This window comes from Micromonospora sp. WMMD723 (genome assembly GCF_049863385.1).
Lineage (GTDB): Bacteria > Actinomycetota > Actinomycetes > Mycobacteriales > Micromonosporaceae > Micromonospora > Micromonospora wenchangensis.
This window is the reverse complement of sequence record NZ_JBMKNR010000001.1, coordinates 4,995,054-5,014,949: the sequence shown is the minus strand read 5'-3', so window position 1 is coordinate 5,014,949 and position 19,896 is coordinate 4,995,054. Positions and strand designations below refer to the sequence as shown.

Sequence of the window (19,896 nt, the reverse complement as noted above, 5' to 3'; positions counted from 1 at the left end):
TTCCTGAGCCGTTGACCAGGGGGTTCTCCGTAGTGAGCAAGGTCAGTACCGGCGCTGCGGTCCTGCGCCGGGCGGTCGCCCGCAACGGGCGACGCCTCTGGACCGGCACGGCGCTGGCCGGCGTCTACCAGCTCTGCGCGGCCCTGGTGCCGATCCTCGTCGGCGTCATCGTCGACCGGGCCGTGGCCACCGGTGCGATGACCGCGCTGCTCGCCTGGACCGCGACCCTGGCGCTGGTCTATCTCGTCCTGGTGGTGACGTACCGCTTCGGCGCGCGGAACCTGCAACGGGCCATCGCCGAGGAGGGCCACCAGCTACGGGTCGAACTGGCGGCGAAGATCCTCCACCCGCGGGTGCTGCGCACCGGGCGGCACACCGGCGACCTGCTCGCGGTCACCACCACCGACGCCGAGTACACCTCCTACCTGCTCGACCACATCCCGCGGGTCACCAGCGCCCTGGTGGCGGTCACGGTCAGTGCGGTCGCGCTGCTGCTGATCTCGACGCCGCTCGGGCTGACCGTGCTGATCGCCATCCCGGTCGTGCTGGCGGTCCTCACCCGCACCGCCCCGCTGATCGCCAGGCGCGTCAAGGAACAGCAGGACCAGGCCGGTCGGGCCAGCGCGCTCGCCACCGACCTGGTCACCGGGCTGCGCCCGCTGCGCGGCATCGGCGCGCAGGACGCCGGGACCGGGCGGTACCGCCGGGTGAGCCGGCACAGCCTGGCCGCCACCCTGCGCGCCTCCCGGACCCAGAACGCGTACCTGGGCGCGTCCACCATGCTCAGCAACCTGCTGGCCGGGGGCATCGCGCTGATGGCGGGCTGGTTCGCGCTCACCGGCCGCATCACCGTCGGCCAGTTCATCACGGTGATCGGCTCCGCGCAGTTCCTCGTCGAACCGTTCGGCGTGCTCGCGGTCGTACCGGGCTGGACGGCTGCCGCCCGCGCGGCGGCGGACCGGGTCGCCGCCGTCCTGCGGGCCGACGTGGTCCTGCCGCCGGGCACCGCCGTGCCCGACGGGTGCGAGCTGCGCCTGACCGACGTGACGTACGGCCCGCTGACCGGCCTGCACCTGCACGTCCGCGCCGGGGAGTTCGTCGGCGTGGTGGCCCCCCGGCCGGCGGACGCCGAGGCGCTGGCGCGGCTGCTGGCGGTGCCCGACGGCCATACCGGTGACGTCCTGCTCGGCGGCGAACGGCTGGAGACCGTGGACCGGGACCGGGCGCGCCACCTGCTGCACAGCGAACCGCACCGCACCGACCTGTTCACCGGCACCCTCGCCTCGAACGTCACCCTGCACGACGGCGACAACGACGGCGACGGACGGCTCGACGCAGCCCTGCGCGCCGCTGCCGCCGACGAGGTGGCGCACCTGCATCCGGCGGGCCTGCGGATGCCGGTCACCGAACGCGGCGCGAACCTCTCCGGCGGCCAGCGGCAACGCGTCGCGCTCGCCCGCGCGCTGCTCGCCGGGCCGCCGCTGCTGGTCCTGCACGACCCGACCACCGCCGTCGACGCGGTCACCGAACAGGCCGTCGCCGACGGCATCCGGACGCTGCGGCACGGGTCGGACGGCGGTTACGGCACCGTCGTCATCACCGGCAGTCCGACGTTGCTCGCCGCCACCGACCGGGTCGTGTTCGTCGCCGACGGGGTCGTCGCCGCCGAGGGGACACACGCCGAGCTCGTCGCCGACGACGACAGCTACCGCCGGGCGGTGCTGCGGTGACGCCCCCCACCCTGCCCGTGGCCGGCCCCCGCGAGAGCAGGGCGTGGCTCGGCGCGCAACTGCGGACCCGCCGGGGCGCCGCCTGCGGCACACTGGTCGTGGGACTGCTCGCCGCCGCCACCGCGATCGTCCCCGCCTACGCCTTCGGCCTGCTGGTCGACCGGGTCCGTGCCGGTGGCGGCACCGGGGTGCTCGTTCCGGTCGCCGTGCTCATCGCGACCGCCGCCGTCGTCGGTGGCCTGGCCACCGGCATCAGCGCCCACCTGATCCGCCGGTTGGGCGCGGGCATCCTCGCCGACCTGCGCGAACGCACCCTGGACGTCGCGTTGCGGCTGCCCGTGGCGGTGCTCGACCGGGCAGGGCGGGGCGACCTGGTCTCGCGGGTCGGCGCAGACGTCAGCGCCATCGACCGGGCCGTCACCGAGGTGCTGCCCACCCTGGTCTCGGCCCTGTTGCTGGCGGCGATCAGCCTCGGCACGATCGTCGGCATCGACTGGCGGCTCGGGCTGGCCGGCGCGGTCGCCGTCCCGCTCTACGTACTCGCGTCGCGGTGGTACCTCCCCCGGGCCGCACCGGCCTACGCGGCCGAGCGGGTCGCCATCGCCCAGCGGTCCCAACGGTTCGTCGAGAGCGTGCAGGGCATCAGCACGGTGCACGCCTACCGGCTGGAGGACCGCCACCTCGGCGGCATCGCGGACGCCTCCGCCCGCGCCCGGGACCTCTCGACGAGCGTGTTCGCCCTCTACACCCGGTTCGTGGGACGGATCAACGGAGCGGAGCTGGCCGGGCTCGGGTCGGTGCTGGTGGTGGGGTTCCTGCTCGTACGCCGGGAAGCCGTCACCCTCGGCGAGGTGTCGGCGGCCGCGTTGCTGCTGCACCGGCTGTTCGGCCCGGTCCTGCAACTGATGGTCACCTTCGACAAGGCCCAGGACGCGGGGGCCAGCCTGGCCCGCCTCGTCGGGGTGCTGCGCTCGGACCCGGACCGTCGCGCGGGCGGCACCGCGCCCGCGACGCACGACCTCGTGCTGGACGGCGTCAGTTTCAGCTACGACGGGGCGACGCCGGTGCTGCGCGACGTCTCGCTGCGGGTCGGGGCGGGCCGGGTGGTAGCGCTGGTCGGCTCCACCGGTGCCGGGAAGACCACCGTCGCGTCGATCGCCGCCGGGGTCCTGCGCCCCGGCGACGGCGTGGCCACCCTGGGCGGCGTTCCCGTCGCCGAGCTGCCCGCCCGGACGATCGCCCTGGTCAGCCAGGAGACCCACGTGTTCGCCGGTCCGCTCGCCGAGGACCTGCGGCTGGCCCGCCCCGGCGCCTCACCGGAGGAACTCACCGTCGCCCTGGCCCGGGTTGGCGCCCTGTCCTGGGCGCTCGCCCTCCCTGACGGGCTGGACACCGTGGTCGGCGAGGGCGGCCACCCGCTGACCGCCGCGCAGGCGCAGCAGTTGGCGCTCGCCCGGGTGGTGCTGCTCGACCCGGCGGTCGTGGTGCTGGACGAGGCGACCGCGGAAGCCGGCAGCGCGGGGGCGCGTGACCTCGAACAGGCCGCCGCCGCGGCGTTGGCGGGACGCACCGCCCTGGTCGTCGCCCACCGCCTCACCCAGGCCGTGACCGCGGACCACATCGTCGTCATGGACCGTGGCGAGATCGTCGAGAGTGGCCGGCACGCCGAGCTGATCGGGGCGGACGGCAGCTACGCCCGGCTGTGGGCGGCGTGGAACGCCCGCGCCGACGACACGCCGACCCGGCCCGGCGACGCGCCGGGGTCCGCGGTGGTCGGCGGCGACCCGCCCGTACCGCGACCACGGCACGGGCGGTGGACCGGGCCGCCGCTGACCGCTCAGCGGGAGTAGAACTCCACCACGAGCTGCTCGTCGCAGATCACCGGCACCTCGTGCCGGGCGGGCTCGCGCAGCAGCGTGGCGCGCAGCGCGGTCAGCTCCACCGACAGGTACGGCCGGGGACGGTCGTCGGCGTGCGCGCCGGCGGCGGCGAGCTGGAACGGCGGCAGGGTGCGGCTGCGCTCGCGGACCGCGACCACCTGGCCGGGCCGCAGCCGGTACGAGGGCCGGTCGACCTTGCGTCCGTCCACCGTGAAGTGGCCGTGCCCGACGAGCTGGCGTGCCTGGTAGATGCTGCGGGCCAGCCCGGCCCGGAGCACCAGCGCGTCGAGTCGCCGTTCCAGGAGGGCGACCAGCGACTCGCCGGTCTTCCCGACACCCCGGGCGGCCTCGTCGAACGTGCGGCGCAACTGTGCCTCGCTGACGTTGTACTGGTGGCGCAACCGCTGCTTCTCCAGCAGCCGTACCTGGTAGTCGGAGGTCTTGCGCCGGTTGCGGCCGTGTACGCCCGGCGGGTAGGGACGCCGCTCGAAGTAGCGAACGCACTTGCGGGTCAGCGGGATGCCGAGGGCACGGGAGAGCCGGGCCTTGGGACGGGGGTGGTTCACGTTCGACGTCTCCGATCGGATGGTCTAGCCTGCGAGTTAGGTAAGGCTAACCTACGTTGAGGAGATCGGGATCATGCGACCCAGCCCGGCGGAGATCGTGCGCACCCTCGTCGCGGGCCACCTGCCCGCCCTCGCCCACCTGCCCGGCAGCACCGGCCCGCACCAGGTCAGGCACGCCACCGACCCGGCCGGCCGGGTGCTGCTGCTGGTGCCGGCGTCCAGCAACCTCGCCACGGCACTCGCGCCGCCGGCCGGGGACACCGACGTCGCCACCGTCCTCGACGTGCTCGACCTGCCACCCACCGCCGACGCCCCCTCGCTCGGCCGGGCCTGGGTCTCCGGCTGGGCCGAACGCCTCCACGGCGACGCGGCGCGGCAGGCCGCGATGGACTTCGCCGCCACCCGGCCCACCGGCGACCTGCTCGACGTGGGCAGCAGGTTCCGGCTGCACCGGTTCGCGGTGACCGAGGCCCGCTGGGAACGCACCGACGGCATGCGCCCGATCGACCCGCAGGCGTACGCGCAGGCCGAGCCCGACCCGTTGCACGCCGCCGAGGCGGACCTGCTGGCCGACCTCGCCGACCACCACGCCGAACAGGTCGCGGCCCACCTGCGCCGGCAGTTGAAGCTCTCCGGTGCCGAGTCGCCCCGGGTGGTCCGGATCGACAGGTACGGCCTGACGGTCGCGTACGGCCGGCCCGGTGCGGTCCGACGGGCGAGGGTGAGCTTCGGACGACCCGTCACCGACGTCGACGAGCTGTCCCGGCTGCTGCACCCGATCCTCTGCCCCCGGCAGGCGGCCGCCTGACCCGGGCGCGGACCACTTCCCCTGCCCCGGAAGTGGAGCCCCACCCCTGATGCCGTCGCGGCCGCCCGTGCCAACCGGTTCCGGGGCGGCGGCCGACGCGGTGGATCGACGGGTCGGGGTTTCGCCGGTTGCCGGTCGCGGGTAGCGGAGGGCCGTGAACCGCGATCTCGTGACGGCCCTACAGGCGGCCTGGGGCCTACCGGAGTTCCGCGACGGGGTGCGCCACGTCATCGACCTCGACGAGGTGGCGCTGCTGCTGGCCACGCTCTCCGTCCCGGACCACGACCGCGAGGTGGAACGCAGCCTGCTGCGGCTGCTGCGGTCCAGCCTGGACACCACCGAGATCCGGGAGGCGGTGTTGCTGCTGCTGGAACGCGACGCGGTACGCCGTCCTCTCCTCGCGGCGGTGGTGCGTCCGCGTGCCGACCGGCCGGGTCTGGCTGCCGCCGTAACCTCGGCGGCCGAGGACCCCCGGGTGCGGCGTGAGGTACGCGCGGTGCTGGACGACGCCCGGGTGCGCGAGCTGGTCTGGCAGGTGGTCGAGAACCAGGTGGACGCCGACCGGGTCGGCCTGGTCCGCCGCGCCGCCGTGCTGTTCGTCCGGCACCCGAGCGTTCCCCGCCTCGCCTGGGCCCTGCGCCGCCACGGCGTCCTGCGCGAGCTGCGCCGCACCGCCGCGTCGGATGACGGCGGCGCGGCCTGAGCGGCCGGCTCCCACCCTCCGAACCGCGAGCGGCGGTCGCGGCGATGAGCGATGATGGGGCGCGTCCGACCGGAGGGTGACGATGGGGCGACCGACACTGTTCCTGACCGTGGGACTCCCCTGCACCGGGAAGACCACGGCGGCGCGGCGTATCGAGGTCGAGCACGACGCCCTGCGCCTGACGAAGGACGAGTGGGTGAAGGCGCTCTACGGGCCCGGGAACCCTCCCCTGGCGGGGGCCGTCATCGAGGGGCGGCTCATCGGGATCGGACTGCGCGCCCTCGAACTCGGCACCAACGTGGTGATCGACTACGGCCTGTGGAGCCGCGACGAGCGTTCCGCCCTGCGCCACGCCGCAGCGGACCTCGGCGCGAGGGTGGAGCTGCACTACTTCACCCTCACCCCGGCCGAACAGCGCAGACGGCGTGACCGACGCCAGGCCGATGCGCCGCACACGACCTGGCCCATGGCCGATGAGGAACTCGCCGGGTGGGCCACCCGCCTCGACGTCCCCACACCGGGGGAACTCGACGGCAGCGAACCCATCGATGCTCCCCCGGCGGGATTTCCGACCTGGCACGCATGGCGCACCTACCGCTGGCCGCCGTCGGCCCACTGAGACCTGCGGACCGGCCCCGCCCGCCTGACCGCTGGATCAGCCGAGCGCGCAGGGCGTCCCGTTGAGGGTGAACGAGGACGGGCTGCCGGTGTCACCGGTGTGGTCGGCCACGAACCCGATGGCGATCGCCCCGCCCGGCCCGATGGTGACGTTGTCGTCGTGGCCACGGGCCGTGACGGTGCCACTCGACGGCGAGTACACCGCGTTCCAGCCGGTGGTGATGCGTTGCCCGGGGGGCAGCGGGAACGTCAGCCGCCAGGCGGTGATCGTGGTGGCACCGGTGTTGACGATGGTGATGCTGCTCGTCAGGTAGGTGTCCCAGGTGTAGGCCGAGTACCGGACGGTGCAGGCGGCCCCGCTCGGTGCCGGGCTGCTCGGCACGGAACTGCTCGGTGCCGGGCTGCTCGGTGCCGGGTCACTCGGCACGGGGCTGCTCGGTGCCGGACTGCTCGGCACGGGGCTACCGGGCGGCGGGCTGCCCGGCGATGCGGTGCTTGAGGGCGGGGTCGTGCCGGCCGAGGCGACGCCGGGTGCGCTGACCCCGGCCAGGGCGGCGGCCAGTGTCACACCTGCGGCGGCGACGCCGAGAAGGCTGCTCGTAGGTCTCATGGCGGTGGTGGCTCCTCCGGGGAACGCGCACGGCTGCGCGGCGGAGCGAGGACGCCGGTCGGCACCGGGTCTCGGTGCACCTCGCAGGATCTGACAGTAATCGATCAGCCTCGATCGTGCCGCGGATCGGACCGACGCCCTCGACGTGCCCCGGTTCGGTCCGGCCGGCACCGCGCGGGCGGACGCGGGCCGGCGGGCCGGGCCAGGGGACGGTTCAGATCGGAAGCCGTGGGCCGAGCACGGTTCCCGGGTCGTGGCGGCGCTTCACCTCCCGCCACCTGTCGACGGTCGGCCCACCGAACTGGGCCCGGTAGAAGTCCCGCTCCACCCGGTGGTAGCCGTGCAGGTAGACCCGGCCGCCGAGGTCGTGACAGAGCGCCCCCGCCGCGTCGAAGTGCTCCCGGTAGGCGTCCACCCGATCCGGCGGCACGATGCAGTAGAAGCCGAACGTGCGTACCCGGTCGGCGTCGGGCAACGGGCTCAGCGGTGGTCGGGGCCGGCCCCCGGGGCGCAGGAACGTGCCGTTGACCACCGGGATCACCGCCGGGTCGGCGAACCTGTCGCGGACGGCGGCGAAGAAGGCGTCCGCCTTCTCCATCGGCAGGAAGAAGTCGCTCCACAACCGCCGGGCCTCGGCGACGTCGGCCAGCAGACCTCCGGCGACCTGGGCGCGGGCGATACCGACGGAGAAACCTGCCTCCGCCTCGAACAGCCGCTGGTGGTAGTCGGCGACCAGGGTCTCGTCCGACCCGGCCGCCGCGTCACCCGCCGCCCGCCCGACCTCGGTCTTCCACCGGCCGGCGGCGGTGGAGAACACCGTGCGACAGATCCGCAGCCGCTCGTCGCCCCACACCTGCTCCGCCACCGTGGCGAGGTCGTCGCCGCCGAGCTGGCGGACCAGGACTGCCGGCTCCGCCGGGACCACCCGCAGATCGGCCCGGACGATCACCGCCACCTGGCCGAGACCGCAGAGCGCGTACCGGAACAACTCCCGGTGCGGACCGTCGGCGGTCGCGTGCACGAGCGCGCCGTCACCCGTGACGACGTCCAGCGCCGTCACCTGGTCGACGACCGAGCCGACGAAGGGCGACGTCGGCCCGAACCCGCCGACCGACAGCGTCCCGCCGACCGTGGCGTGCTCGTTGCTGGTCACCACCGGCAGGGCGAGGCCGTGCTCGTGCAGCCAGCGGTGCAGGGTTCCCCAGCGCACCCCCGACTCGACCCGCACGGTCGCCGCCCCGAGAAGTTCGATCCGGTCCAACGCGGCGGTGTCCAGTTGCAGGCTGTCGGTGAGGCTCTGCCCGTTGCTGCTGCACCCGTTGCCCCGTGCGACGACCGCCAGCCCGCCGGCGAGGGCGTACCGCACCGTCTCCTGCACGTCGGCGACACCTGCGGGGAAGACGACCGCCTGTGGCTGCCGGCAGTGCAGCCGGCCGAAGTCCCGCTGACAGCCCTCGGGTGCCGGACCCACCAGTTTCCCGGCCAGCAGCCGGGCGAGCGGTTGGTGCGGCGTCATCAGACGACCGCCGCCGGCCGGCTGAGCAGGCCCTTCAGCTTCACCGCGAAGTGGTCGAAGAACGGCACCAGGTCGCACACCGGGTCGCCCTGCCGCACCGCCGCGACGGCCCGGTCGCGCCACTCGTCGATCGCGGCGGCGACGTCGGTGACGTCGACCGCGCCCGCGGCGACCAGGTGGGCGAGGTTCCCGTCGCGCTCCTGGATCTCGGCGAAGTCGACCGCGTCGTCGCCGATCATGTAGAGCACGCCCAGTGCCTCACCGAACTCCCGGGCCGGCCCCACCAGCTCGGGAACCCCGCCCGCGAGGCAGTTGACCGCGGCGTAGTTGGCGAGCATCACCCCGGCCTTGATCCGGGCCGCCGCGATCCACGACTCGACGGTGGTCGGCCGGGGCGCGGCGACCTCGACGATCTCCTGCCGCCAGATGTCCCGGTAGTCGTCCTCGAGGGTCTTCAGCACCTCGACCGGGCGCTGGTGGCTGGCCAGCAGCGTCGTGCCGACCGAGAGCAACTGGACGCCGAAGATCTGGTCGCGCGGCGAGAGCGGCTGGTCGTCGTCGATGAGGTCGTCGATCAGCTTCACGCCGACCGCGTGGATCGACACCCCCGCGCCGAGGTCGGCGCGCACCTGCGGGTCGTGCACCCACAGCGTCGTGTAGTACGGCGTACGCGGGTAGCCGGGGAGGTCACGCACGAAATCCAGCCCCTGTGGGGACATGCCCAGGCTGGTGAGTTCGGTGAGACACCGCTGGACCACCCGCGCCTGGCTGGCGTCCATCTCGGCCTTGAACTCAGGAAACGTCAACACGGTCGTCCTCCAGAAGAAAGGTGATCAGACGGTCGGCGAAGTCGGCCATGAAGCCGGCGATCGGGAACTCGGGTGGGAACTCCGCCAGGGCGCGCAGCGCCTCCGCGCGCCACCAGCGGGTTGCCGCGACGGCGGCATCGCGGCTCACCCGCCCGCTACGGATCAGGTGGCACAGGTTGCCACCTGCCTCTCCGAGGTCGCGGTGGTCGCGGATGTCGTCACCGATCATGAACAGGACGCCGAACGCCTCGCAGAAGGCGCGGGCGGCGGGCAGCCGGTCCACGACGTCGGCGGCGAGGCAGGCGGCGGAGGCGTAGCACATCATCATCCGACCCGACTTGATGCTGGCGTAGTGGATCCAGCTGTCCAGGTCGTGTGCCGGGCGTTCCGCCTCGTTGATCTGCTCCCGCCAGATCACCCCGTAGTCCTCGTCGAAGACCCGCAGCACCTCGGCCGGCCGGTGGTGGGCGCCGAAGGTCGCCGTGCTGCTCTGGGTGAGGAACATGCCGAGGATCTGGTCCCAGGGCCGGATCGGCTGGTCGCCGTCCATCAGGTCGTCGACGAGCTTGATCCCCATCGCGTGGGTGCAGATCGCGATCCCCAACTCCTGCCGCAGTTGCGCATCCGGCACCCAGAGCGCGGCGAAGTAGGGGATCCGGGGATAGCCCTTCATCTGCCGGACGTACTCCAGCCCCTGCGGCGTCATGCCGGTCCCGGCGAGCCGGTCGGTGACCCGCTCCAGCAGGACGCGCTGCGCGACCGCCCACTCGTCGTCCAGGCCGCTCACTCCGGAGAGCACGGGGCCTCCTCGTCGATCCGCACCGGCCGGCCGTCGAGCACCGCGGCGACGGCGGCCACGGTGCGCCGCCGGGCCCGGTCCGGGTCGAGCAGCGTACGGGCCAGGGTGGTGGCCAGGTGGCGGCGTCGGGGCAGCTCGTCGGGGTCGCCCAGCCAGCGCACGGCGACGTCGACCAGATCCTCCATCCGGTCGAAGCCCTGGCCGACGCCGTGCTCGGCGAGGAACGGGCCGACCCACTCCTCCATCGGCAGGCCGGAGCGCACCAGCAGTTGCGGGATGCCGAAGTAGAGCCCCTCCAGCATCGAGTTCGGTCCGGTCTTGGAGATGAACAACGGCGCGTCGGCGGCGTGCAGCCAGGACAGGTACCGCAGGTAGTCGCCCTGCGCCAGCCGGTCGAAGGTCTGCCAGGCCGGCACCTTCAACTCGGTCAGCAGCGCGGCGGCCTCGGCGGCGAGCGCCGGATTGTTGTACGCGATGAAGACCAGCGCCGCGTCGGGATGGGTGGTGGCGATCCGCTCCACGGCGGCGAGGTACTCCCGACCGCCCCGGTTGGACAGGATCAGGACCCGGGTACGCGCCTCGGCCAGCGCCGGCTCCATGGCGTCGGCGTCGGTGTCACCGATGCGGCCGCCCTGCGCGGCACCCTCGAAGACCTGGGCGGCCTGGGCCTGCGCGAGCAACCGGCCGACCGGCACGACCTGCTCGGGGCGGTAGCCGTGCTCGCGGATCAGGTAGTCCCGGGCCCGGTCGAACTGCACCAGGTGCACCGGCAGGTGCGGGGCCCGGTGCACCGGCAGCCGGAGCAGCCCCTCGTTGGTCACGTAGTTGACCACCGGGATCGGCAGGTCCGCGACCCGTAGCGCGGCATGGCTCAGCCGGGAGATCACCCCCTTGGTGCCGATCACCAGATCCGGTTTCGTCCGGGCGAAGTGCTCGACGACGGCGGTCAGCCGGTCGGCGGTCGCCGCCGGCACCGGGTCGTCGTCCAAGCCGCCCGGCAGCCGGCTGGTGAAGTCGGCCATCAGGCGCAGGTAGCCGGCCCGGACCTCGTCGGCGGGCAACCGGGCCGCCACCAGCTCACGGATGGCGGCACCGGCCTCGGCGAACTGCGGGAAGATCGTCTCGGCCTCGACGACGGTGACGTCGACGTCGTCGAGGCCGGCGGCCAGGGTCGCGGCGAGTGTCCGGCCGGCCAGGAGGTTCCCCAGCTCTCCCCAGGTGCGCATCGAGATGACCTGCACGCTGCGGGTCATGCCCACTCCCTCCGTCGCGCTCGCGGTGTCATGCCAGCAGTCCCGGGTTGAACAGCCCCTGCGGGTCCAGCTCCCGGCGGAGCCGGCGCAGGGTGGTGAGGTCGTCGCCGTACATCGACTGCAGGTCCGCCTCGGTCAGGTCGTACCAGCCGGCGAGGTAGGGCCGCCCGCCGAGCGCGAGGCACTCGGCCAGCACCCGACGGTGCAGGCCCTGCACCAGGTCGACGGCGGGCCGGTCCCCGCGCGGGACGCTGAAGTACAGTCCGAAGCCGAGCGCCAGGCCCCGCAGGCCGGCCGCCGGGGTGAACGGCACGCCCGGACGCTGCTCCGGCCGGTGCACGCCGAGCATGAGCAGCCGGCCACCGCCCTCCCGGTAGCCGGTGCCCGCCAGGATCTCGACGTCGAGGAAGCGGGCGAACTCGGCCGCGGCCGGCAACGACAGGCAGTAGTCGGCCCAGATGAAGTGCACCGACGGGTCGGCCGGGTTGCGCCGGGACTCCCGCATGGACCGCAGCGGCCAGTCGGCCTCGACCCGGGTCTCGGCCCGCCCCGCCAGCCGCTGCGGCAGCGGGCCACCACCGCGCATCCCGTACGTGGCGACGAAACCCCCCTCGTAGTGCTGGGCGGAGAAGAGGTCGACCGGCGAGCGCTGCTCCTGTGCCAGCCAACCGACCTCCGCCACCAGGGCGGTCAGGGACGGATGTCGCTGCGTGGCGATGGTGGTGTGCCGCTGGTGCTCGACCGTGCGCAGCACCACCCGGTCCAGCACGCCCAGGGTGCCCAGCGCGCCGATGCCGTAGCGGAACAGCTCCGGCGACTCGGTGGGCGAGCACCACCGCGGCTGCCCGTCGGGCAGGACCAGCCGGAACCGTTCGACCAGGTCGACCTGGCCGCCGTGGGTGATCGTGCCCTCGCCGTAGCCGCCGACCGACAGGGTGCCGCCGATCGAGACCGTCAGGTGGTTGGTCAGCACCGGGATGCTGCGGCCCTGGACGTTCAGGGCCAGCTCGGCGGCGTACCAGGGAGCCCGGGCGGACACCTCGGCGGTGCCGTCGGCGAGCACCCGCACGGCGGGGTCCCCCGGCTCGCCGACGATCAGCACCCCGCCGTCGGACAGGCCCTGCCGGCCGAACGAGTGTCCGCTGCCCCGCACCGCGACGGGTGTGCCGGCCGCCCGGGTCGTCCGCAGGACGTGCGCCACCTCCTCCGCCGAGGTCACCGGGGTCACCACGGCCGGTAGCAGGTGGTGCAGCCGGCCGACGTTCGTGGCGTACGCCGCCCGACCGGCCGGATCGGACCGTACGGGCCGGCGTAGCCCGCGCTGCAACGCGGCGGCGAGCGCCGGGGGGACGGCGGGGTCGCCCGCGCCGCCGGGCCGTCCGCCCGGACGGCCGGACAAGCCGTGCAGGGTGTCCCGCCAGTCGGCGGTCTCCAGGCCGTTGCCGACGACGACCCAGTCGACGCCGCAGTCGTGGTACTCGCGGACCTGACGGTACGAGGTGACCCCGCCGCCGACGAAGAGCAACTGTTGGGGTGCCAGGCCACGCCGGTAGGCACGCAGCACCCGGTCGGGGACCCGGCCGTGCCGGTAGAGCAGATAGGCGAGGTCGAAGTCGGCGGCGGCGACCTCGGCCACGAGCCGGGGCAGTTCCCGGCCGTCCTCGGCCGCCGGCCGGGCACCGACCGCCTCGTGGGTCTTGCCGTCGGTGCCGAAGGCGAACGACGCCGAACGCAGCAGTTCGGGCCCGTCCTGCCCGAGCGCGGTCGCGGTGCGGGCGGTGGCGGCCAGACCACCGGTGACGAAGAAGGAGCGCACCGAGTTCAACACGGCGTGCACCAGCACCGCGTCGGCACCCGGACACAGCGGGGCGCCCCGCCCGGGTATCGACGGGAAGTGCAGGACGAGCGGCAGGTCGGTCCGCTCGCGCAGCTCGGCGACGTAGGGGGCGACCCGCTGGTCGAACGCGGGGTTGTCGGTGCTGCCGACCAGCAGCGCGGGGTGACCGAGATCGGCCATCGCCCGTGCCTTCTCGACCGCCTCGGCCAGCGGCACCTTGTACGGGTCCACGACGTGCAGGAGGCCGGGGGCCTGCGCCCGCAGCGCCGTCAGCACCGGGGCGGCAGCCGGGACCGTGCTCAGATTCCCGGAAAGTCGCACTTCGCGCATAGGTCGGTCCGCTCCTTTCGCAGCAGGCTCGCGCGGCGGGCGGTGTACTTCTCGTTGTTCCAGATCTCCTCGATGGTGTTGTCGTTGACGTTGCCCATGACCTCCTGCACGCTCCAGTCCTGGCAGCACAGGACGACGCGGCCGTCATGGGTGATGTAGAACTCGTTGAACGGGCGTACGCAGAACTGGTTAAGCAGCACGGTCGGCCGCCCCAGCACGTTGCCGGCCCGGTTGGTGAGGGTGGCGTCCGGGTCGCGGTCGACCAGCACCAGCTCGGGTCGGGCCGGATACCGGCGGACCTTCTCCAGCACCGACAGGTCGGTGGTGTAGTCGTTGACGACGACGGTGGCGTACTTCGTCAGCTCGTCGGCCAGTTCCTCGGTGAGCTTGGAGCCGTTGGTCTGGATGGAGATCGACGCCCTGGTGCGCTCCTTGGCCATCCGCACCATCTCGGGTAGCCGTCGGTCCAGCAGCGGCTCGTTGAACAGGTACGGGTGGATGACGCCGGTGAAGTCGGCGAGCTGGTCGAGCAGCGACTCGTAGAGTTCCATCGACATCCGACCGGACGGCATCTTGATGGTGCCGATGGGGCAGAACGAGCAGCGGTAGTTGCAGCCGCTCATCGTCTCGATCGCGATCATGCTGAACTGCGGGGGCGTGCGGCTGGACTTCTGCTTGAGCCAGGCGGCGTCGCTGAGCGTCTTGGTTCCGGTGCCGTTGAGGTAGGTGCGGGACACCCCGCTGAGCACGTTCAGGACGCCCTTGCCCTGTGCACGCTGTTTGATGTATTTCGCGATGTCTGTCATGCGCGTTCCCCTCCGGGGATCGTGGGAGACAACGGGACCGACGAGGCCGTCGGCTTGGCGTGCTTCGTGTATGCCGACCAGGGGATCTCGCGTCGGGGCCGACCGGCGACGCCGCGTACGGCCAGCCCCAGCGCGACCGTCGAGAACCAGCCGAAGTGGACCGACTTGAGCAGCCACTTCTTCGCCGCGAAGCGGATGCCCTGACCCCGGGCGGCGGGCGCCAGCGGCCACAGCCCGTAGAAGTACATGCGCCAGTACCGCCCGGCGACGTCGGCGGGAAAGTCGGCCATCAGCACCGCCGCGGTCAGCAGCGAGCGGTTGACGCGCTGTCTGATCTCGCCCGCCGGGCCGCCGGTCAGGTGGTAGCTCACGGCGTCCGCGACGATGTGCGTACGGTGCAGCGGGTTCTCGTCGCGTGGGTCGAGCAGCGCGAAGCAGAAGTAGTCGTCCTCGCAGGTGTAGCGGTCGGGGATGCCCCGGGCCGCCAGGTCGGCGTCGACCACCATGCAGCACCCGTGTGGGTAGCTGAACTTCGGCGTCTTGGTGATCCCCTTGCCCCGGTGCAGCAACCGGGCCGCCGCGTACGGGTTGGGTTGGGGAACCTTGCTCGCCCCGACCGAGCCCCGGGCGCCACGGTCGAGGAAGTCCTCGAACAGCCGGCCGATGCAGCCGGTGCTGAACGTGACGTCGTCGTCGACCCACGCCACGCCGGCCAGGCCGAGGCCGGTGGCCATGGCGAAGGCGGCGTTGAGCATGCGGCTCTTCCCGGCCTGGGGCATCGCGATGCCGACGAAGGTCGGCCCGCCCGGGGAGGCCGCGACCTCGCTGAGCCGGCGCAGTCGTTCGACCGCCTCGTCGTGCTGGCCGTCGCGGTACTGCATGCCGACGACCAGCACCAACGGGCGGGCGGCGACCGTCGGGGGGAGGTCGGTGAGCTGGCTGACGAGTTCCTCGACGCTCTCGCGGTGGCTCGACAGCGGTGCGCGACCCACGTAGGTCGGCAGGACCAGGGCCAGCCCACCGGCGAAGCCGTCGCCGAGCGTCGCGGCGACATCGCGGACCGGGATTCCGGACCGCACGACTGTCGGTCCGGGGCGGACCACGAGGCACCCGGTGGGCGGTGGATCACCCTCGGCGGGCTGGTAGCCGCGCCGGATCGCCCACCGGACGGGCCGGGTCACTAGCTCGATCATCGGTGCCTCCGCATGGGGTCAGTCGTGGGCCACGGCGGACCAGAGCCGGCGTATCTCGTCGGAGCTGTCGAGCAGGTCCGCCGGGGCCCCGACCGCCGTCAGCCGACCGTCGTGCAGGACGACGACGAGGGCGGCCCGGCGGAGCACCTCGGGCCGGTGGGACACCGCGAGGACCGTGCTCCCGCCGTCGCGGAGGATCCCCTCCCACAGGGCGTCGCTCGTCTCGGGATCGAGTGCGCTGGAGACGTCGTCGCACAGCACCAACGGGGTACGGCGCACGAGCATCCGCGCCACGGCCACCCGCTGTGCCTGGCCGCCGGACAGGCGTAGGCCGCGCGGCCCGATCACCGTGTCGAGCCCGTCGGGCATCGTCGTCAGGTCGGCGTCGAGCGCCGACCGGGACACCGCCTCGGCCAGCCGGTCCGCCCGCAGCCCGAGCAGGATGTTCTCCCGGATCGTGCCGGTGAACAGTCGCGGCACCTGCGGCGTGTACGCGCACCGGGGCGGCACGAGCACCGCGCGGCGGTCGGCGGGCAGCGGGACGTCGTCCCAGCGCACCTCACCGGTCGCCCCCGGAACCTGACCGAGCAGGGCACGCAGCAGCGTGGTCTTGCCCGAGCCGACCTGGCCCATCACCACCGTCAGTTGCCCGGCCGGCATCGTGAAGCCGATACCGGCCAGCCCGTGGGCCGCGCCGTCGTGCCGGGCGGTGAGGTCCGTGACGGTGATCGTGGGCGGGCCCGGGGCGGGCGGCGGGGGCGGCTGCCGCGGTGGGACACCTGTCATCGCACCGGGTCGGCCGTGGTCGAGGTCCATCCCGTGCCGGGGTTGCAGCCGACCGCCCGTGATCGCCGTCATCCGGCGCAGCGCGACGAGCACGCGTTGCAACTGGACGGTGAGCACGCCGAGGGAGGCGAGCGTGTCGACGAGCAGTTGCAGGTAGAACGTGAACAGCACCATGTCGCCGATGGACAGCTCGTTGCTGCTGATGGCCGGCGCGGCGATCAGCAGCACGATCCCGGTGCCGAGCGGAGCGGCGTTCAGCAGGGTGCTGCGCTGCACGGCGACGGCGAGTTCCTCGGCGATGGCGATCCTGGCCCGGTCGGCGTTGAGCCGGTCGAGGTGCCGGGTGACCGCCTCCTCGGCCCGCGCGGCCTGCACGCCCAGCGCCGCGCCCGTCACCTCGCGCAGCGCCTCGGTGACCCGTGCGGTCTGGGCGCGACTCTGCTCGCGGTAGGCCACCATCCGCCCGTGCACCAGGCGCATCAGCGCCACGATCAGCACGAAGAGCCCGAGGATGCTCAGGGTGATGAGCACGTCGATGCGCATCATGATGGTGATCGCGGCGACCGCGAAGAGCCAGCGGGCGATGTTGATCGGTGACCACACCACGAAGAAGCCGGCGTCGGCGGCGTCGGTGCCGACGGTCGCGACCGCCTCGCCCACGCTGCCGCCTCCGGCCTGCGGTGGCGGTTCGAGCAGCGACTCGAACAGCGACATCCGCAACGCGCCGACGGTGTGGTACTGCATGCGCGGTTCGAGCCAGGGCACGACCGTGCTGAACTGCAGCGAGATGCGCGCGGCCTCGATGCCGGCGACGAGGGCGACGACACTCCACAGGTTGAGGCCGGCGGCCGACTGGCCGCTGAGGGAGTCGAACGCCGTCTGCATCAACAGTCCCAGGGCGAGCATGCCCAGGCGCAGCACCGCCCACACGGCGGCGAGCACGGCGTACCGGCGTCCGCGACCGGCCAACAGCAGGCGGGCCCGGCCGCCGCTCGTCGTGGTCATCAGGACCGCCCTACGAAGAACCGCTGGTCGACCGGTCCGCCGGTGCCGTCGGTCGGGTCGGGGCGGGGCGTCAGGCTCACGACCCGGCCCTCCTCGACCACCATCACGTCGTCGACGATGGTGAGCGTCTCGGGCCGGTGCGCGATGACCAGCGCCGTACGGCCCTCGATGAACCGCTCCATCGTGCGGCGCAGCCGCCGCTCCGCATGCGGGTCCAGGCGGGCCGACGGCTCGTCGAGGAGCACGATGTCGGGGTCGGTCAGCAGTGCGCGGGCCAGCGCGAGCAGTTGCTCCTCACCGGCCGACAGCCCGGCTGCACCCGGCCCGAGCCGGGTGTCGAGGCCGTCGGGCAGGGCGGCGTACCAGGTGCCCAGCCCGACCTCCTCCACCGAGCGGAGCAGTTGCTCGTCGGGCCACCTGTCGTCGTAGAAGGTCAGGTTGTCGCGCAGCGTGCCGGCGATGACGTGCACGTCCTGGGTGACGAGCGTGATGCGGGAGCGCAGCGCGACGACGTCCAGCCGCCGGACGTCCACCCCGCCGACCGACACCGTCCCGGCCTGCGGGTCGTACTGGCGGAACAGCATCCGCAGGATGGTCGACTTCCCGCCGCCACTGCGTCCGACCAGCGCGACCCGACGGCCGGCCGGGATCGTGAACGAGACGTCCGACAGCACCGGACGGTCGTCGTAGGCGAAGGTGACGCCGGTGAAGCTCACCGCGCCGCGTCCGGGTGCGAGGGTGCCACCGCCGTCGGGGACGATGTGGGCCTCGCCGAACAGTTCCTCGACGCGGCGGACGCTACCCAGGACGTTCTGCACGTCCTGGAACCGCGAGGTGATACTGACCAGTGGCATCCGCAGCAGGATCGCGTACGACAGCCCGGCGAAGACGGTGCCGACGCTGACTCCCCGGTTCTGGCTGAGCCACACACCGGTGGCCAGTGCCGCGCAGAGGTTGACGGCGGTGAGCACCTGGACTGCCGCCGGCCAGGTGACCGTGGCGCGGGCGGCCCGCCGGGCGAGCCGGTAGTGGTGCGTGATCCGTTCCCAGGCCGTCTGAAGGGCATGGGTCGTCCCGCCGTTGGCGTTCAGGTCCTCCCGCCCGGTCAGGTTCTCCTCGAGGTAACCGAGCAGGCCCGCCTCCGCCCGTTGCCGGTCGGCGATGAGCGGCACCGCGCGGCCGAGCAGCCGCCGCAGGAGCAGCAGCATCACCAGGGCGAGCGGGGTGAAGAGCGCGCCGTACCGCCAGTCGAGCAGGAACAGCGCCACGACGATCCCGATGATCATCAGCAGTTGGACGGCGATGTCGAGTACCAGTTCGGACAGCAGCTTGGCCAACCGGGTGACGTCGCCGTCCATCCGGTCGACCAGTTCCCCGGGCGGGTGCCGGAGGAAGAACGCCGGCCCCTGCCGCAGGACGTGCGCGAGCAGGTCACGACGCACCTCGTTGGTCGTCCGCCAGGCGACCCGGCCGGAGACCCAGCCGGTGCCTGTCGACAGCACCTGCCGGACGACCGCGAGCGCCACGAAGACCACGGCGTACCCGGCCAACTCTGCCTGCGACCGGCCGCCCACCGCCGCGTCGATGAACCGGCGTACGACCTGCGGCGCCACCAACTGGGTGCCGACGTCGAGCGGGATGAGCGCGGCCAGGAGCAGGAACCAGCGGCGGTGGCCGCCGACGTAGGCCACATAGCGTGCCCAGTTCGTGGCGGCCGTCCGCGGCTCGTGGGACGTCATCTGGTCAGCCGTGCCCGGCGACCGCGACCCTGGCTGCGGGGGGCAGCTCGGCGGCGTCGCCGGTGGGCCATTCGGCCGGTACGGGGCCGAGCCCCGCCAGTTCGTCGACCTGCAACCGGCACCACGGGGACAGGGCCGGGTCGGTTCGGACCCGCTCCCGGAACGAGTCCCAGTCGACCCAGTCGACCCGGTCGACCTCGTCCGGGTTCGGCACCGGGTCGCCCACCGCCTGGGCCACGTACACCGGGCACATCTCGTTCTCGACCACACCGTCGAGTTCGGCGCGGTAGCGGAAACGGGGCAGCACCAGACGAAGGTTGCTCAGCGTGATGCCCAGCTCAGCGGACGCCCGCCGGTGAACGGCGTCGGTCATCGCCTCACCTGGGGCGGGATGGCCACAGAAGCTGTTGGTCCATATACCTGGCCACGTCTTTTTCCGCAACGATCGGCGCGACATCAAGAAATGCCCACTATTGCTGAACACGTAACAGGAGAATGCTAGGTGAAGCGGGGTGCCTCCATCATGGACGGTGTATTTGTCCTGCTCACCAACGACTTGGCCATCCTGGTCGAGTAGCACGACCTGCTCCATACCGCTCCCCCACCATCCGGATCGGTCAATTTCGCTCGCACAACAATCCACGGTAAATCGACTCCAGTCAACCCCCTACAAAGAACAAAACGCCCACACGGGAAATTGCGGATAAGCAAAGTAGGGGGTCCCAGATGCTCATCGATCGGCTACAGTGGATACCCAGCCAGCCACGAGGGGTCACGTAAGCGCAGGCCACCCCACTCAGGCCGTCACTGATCGTGATCACTTCACATCGAGGGTCGGCCCCGCTCTGCCGCATTCAGCCTGCGCGATCGTTCACCCCGGCGGGACCGGACACCGGTTACCTGCCGTC

17 protein-coding genes are annotated in these 19,896 nt (G+C 72.8%); 5 read left to right on the top strand and 12 right to left on the bottom strand.

Annotated elements, in window-relative coordinates:
- The first annotated feature begins 32 nt into the window (after positions 1-32).
- Together ACN261_RS21790 and ACN261_RS21785 are read left to right on the top strand one after the other, a co-directional pair.
- On the top strand, positions 33-1,730 hold the full coding sequence (locus ACN261_RS21790) for an ABC transporter ATP-binding protein (protein ID WP_425851869.1): 1,698 nt from the start codon (positions 33-35) through the stop codon (positions 1,728-1,730).
- On the top strand, positions 1,727-3,580 hold the full coding sequence (locus tag ACN261_RS21785) for an ABC transporter ATP-binding protein (protein WP_425851867.1): 1,854 nt from the start codon (positions 1,727-1,729) through the stop codon (positions 3,578-3,580). The genes ACN261_RS21790 and ACN261_RS21785 overlap by 4 nt, the downstream gene beginning before the upstream one ends.
- On the opposite strand, the gene rpsD is transcribed toward ACN261_RS21785, so the two are convergent.
- Complete coding sequence (gene rpsD / locus ACN261_RS21780) at positions 3,568-4,176, bottom strand: 30S ribosomal protein S4 (protein WP_421481509.1); 609 nt, start codon at positions 4,174-4,176, stop codon at positions 3,568-3,570. The genes ACN261_RS21785 and rpsD overlap by 13 nt on opposite strands.
- A gap of 73 nt (positions 4,177-4,249) precedes the next feature.
- Here rpsD and ACN261_RS21775 point away from each other — a divergent pair, with 73 nt between their 5' ends.
- From ACN261_RS21775 to ACN261_RS21765, 3 genes are all read left to right on the top strand, one after another.
- Complete coding sequence (locus tag ACN261_RS21775; protein ID WP_425851864.1) at positions 4,250-4,984, top strand: DUF2470 domain-containing protein; 735 nt, start codon at positions 4,250-4,252, stop codon at positions 4,982-4,984.
- 154 nt (positions 4,985-5,138) lie between these two features.
- On the top strand, positions 5,139-5,687 hold the full coding sequence (locus tag ACN261_RS21770) for a hypothetical protein (RefSeq protein ID WP_421481507.1): 549 nt from the start codon (positions 5,139-5,141) through the stop codon (positions 5,685-5,687).
- Positions 5,688-5,769: 82 nt separating this feature from the next.
- Positions 5,770-6,306, top strand: a complete 537-nt coding sequence (locus tag ACN261_RS21765; RefSeq protein WP_425851862.1) for an AAA family ATPase — start codon at positions 5,770-5,772, stop codon at positions 6,304-6,306.
- A 36-nt stretch (positions 6,307-6,342) separates the two neighbouring features.
- Here the strand turns inward: ACN261_RS21765 and ACN261_RS21760 are convergent, their stop codons facing one another.
- From ACN261_RS21760 to idi, 11 genes are all read right to left on the bottom strand, one after another.
- On the bottom strand, positions 6,343-6,915 hold the full coding sequence (locus tag ACN261_RS21760; protein ID WP_421481505.1) for a cellulose binding domain-containing protein: 573 nt from the start codon (positions 6,913-6,915) through the stop codon (positions 6,343-6,345).
- A gap of 214 nt (positions 6,916-7,129) precedes the next feature.
- Positions 7,130-8,431: an FAD-binding oxidoreductase gene (locus tag ACN261_RS21755; protein WP_425851859.1), complete on the bottom strand. Its 1,302-nt coding sequence runs from the start codon at positions 8,429-8,431 to the stop codon at positions 7,130-7,132.
- Positions 8,431-9,237 (bottom strand): polyprenyl synthetase family protein, encoded by an 807-nt coding sequence (locus ACN261_RS21750; protein ID WP_425851857.1) that lies wholly within the window; start codon positions 9,235-9,237, stop codon positions 8,431-8,433. The genes ACN261_RS21755 and ACN261_RS21750 overlap by 1 nt, the downstream gene beginning before the upstream one ends.
- Positions 9,224-10,039 (bottom strand): hypothetical protein, encoded by an 816-nt coding sequence (locus tag ACN261_RS21745; RefSeq protein WP_421481502.1) that lies wholly within the window; start codon positions 10,037-10,039, stop codon positions 9,224-9,226. The genes ACN261_RS21750 and ACN261_RS21745 overlap by 14 nt, the downstream gene beginning before the upstream one ends.
- On the bottom strand, positions 10,024-11,292 hold the full coding sequence (locus ACN261_RS21740) for a hypothetical protein (RefSeq protein ID WP_421481501.1): 1,269 nt from the start codon (positions 11,290-11,292) through the stop codon (positions 10,024-10,026). Before ACN261_RS21740 ends, ACN261_RS21745 begins: the two co-directional genes overlap by 16 nt.
- Positions 11,293-11,320: 28 nt before the next feature.
- The gene (locus ACN261_RS21735; RefSeq protein WP_425851855.1) at positions 11,321-13,459 is read right to left on the bottom strand and encodes a geranylgeranylglyceryl/heptaprenylglyceryl phosphate synthase; all 2,139 of its coding nucleotides are present in this window, start codon (positions 13,457-13,459) and stop codon (positions 11,321-11,323) included.
- The gene (locus ACN261_RS21730) at positions 13,429-14,265 is read right to left on the bottom strand and encodes a radical SAM/SPASM domain-containing protein (protein ID WP_204926682.1); all 837 of its coding nucleotides are present in this window, start codon (positions 14,263-14,265) and stop codon (positions 13,429-13,431) included. The genes ACN261_RS21735 and ACN261_RS21730 overlap by 31 nt, the downstream gene beginning before the upstream one ends.
- Positions 14,262-15,458 (bottom strand): glycosyltransferase, encoded by a 1,197-nt coding sequence (locus ACN261_RS21725; protein WP_421481499.1) that lies wholly within the window; start codon positions 15,456-15,458, stop codon positions 14,262-14,264. Before ACN261_RS21725 ends, ACN261_RS21730 begins: the two co-directional genes overlap by 4 nt.
- A gap of 18 nt (positions 15,459-15,476) precedes the next feature.
- Entirely contained in the window at positions 15,477-17,249 is a 1,773-nt protein-coding gene (locus tag ACN261_RS21720) for an ATP-binding cassette domain-containing protein (protein ID WP_425851852.1), read from the bottom strand.
- A complete protein-coding gene (locus ACN261_RS21715) occupies positions 17,249-18,988 on the bottom strand; it encodes an ABC transporter ATP-binding protein (RefSeq protein ID WP_425851850.1) in 1,740 nt (579 codons plus the stop codon). The genes ACN261_RS21720 and ACN261_RS21715 overlap by 1 nt, the downstream gene beginning before the upstream one ends.
- A 4-nt stretch (positions 18,989-18,992) precedes the next feature.
- Positions 18,993-19,580 carry an isopentenyl-diphosphate Delta-isomerase gene (gene idi, locus ACN261_RS21710; protein ID WP_421481496.1) on the bottom strand — a complete coding sequence of 196 codons (588 nt, stop codon included), beginning with the start codon at positions 19,578-19,580 and terminating at the stop codon, positions 18,993-18,995.
- Between the last annotated feature and the right edge of the window lie 316 nt (positions 19,581-19,896).

Bases quoted from the DNA above. Each gene is read 5' to 3' on its own strand.
- ACN261_RS21740 (WP_421481501.1), bottom strand. From the start codon at position 11,292: ATGACCCGCAGCGTGCAGGTCATCTCGATGCGCACCTGGGGAGAGCTG.
- ACN261_RS21775 (WP_425851864.1), top strand. From the start codon at position 4,250: ATGCGACCCAGCCCGGCGGAGATCGTGCGCACCCTCGTCGCGGGCCAC.
- ACN261_RS21725 (WP_421481499.1), bottom strand. From the start codon at position 15,458: ATGATCGAGCTAGTGACCCGGCCCGTCCGGTGGGCGATCCGGCGCGGC.
- ACN261_RS21765 (WP_425851862.1), top strand. From the start codon at position 5,770: ATGGGGCGACCGACACTGTTCCTGACCGTGGGACTCCCCTGCACCGGG.
- ACN261_RS21755 (WP_425851859.1), bottom strand. From the start codon at position 8,431: ATGACGCCGCACCAACCGCTCGCCCGGCTGCTGGCCGGGAAACTGGTG.
- ACN261_RS21735 (WP_425851855.1), bottom strand. From the start codon at position 13,459: ATGCGCGAAGTGCGACTTTCCGGGAATCTGAGCACGGTCCCGGCTGCC.
- ACN261_RS21720 (WP_425851852.1), bottom strand. From the start codon at position 17,249: ATGACCACGACGAGCGGCGGCCGGGCCCGCCTGCTGTTGGCCGGTCGC.
- idi (WP_421481496.1), bottom strand. From the start codon at position 19,580: ATGGAGCAGGTCGTGCTACTCGACCAGGATGGCCAAGTCGTTGGTGAG.
- ACN261_RS21730 (WP_204926682.1), bottom strand. From the start codon at position 14,265: ATGACAGACATCGCGAAATACATCAAACAGCGTGCACAGGGCAAGGGC.
- ACN261_RS21760 (WP_421481505.1), bottom strand. From the start codon at position 6,915: ATGAGACCTACGAGCAGCCTTCTCGGCGTCGCCGCCGCAGGTGTGACA.
- ACN261_RS21715 (WP_425851850.1), bottom strand. From the start codon at position 18,988: ATGACGTCCCACGAGCCGCGGACGGCCGCCACGAACTGGGCACGCTAT.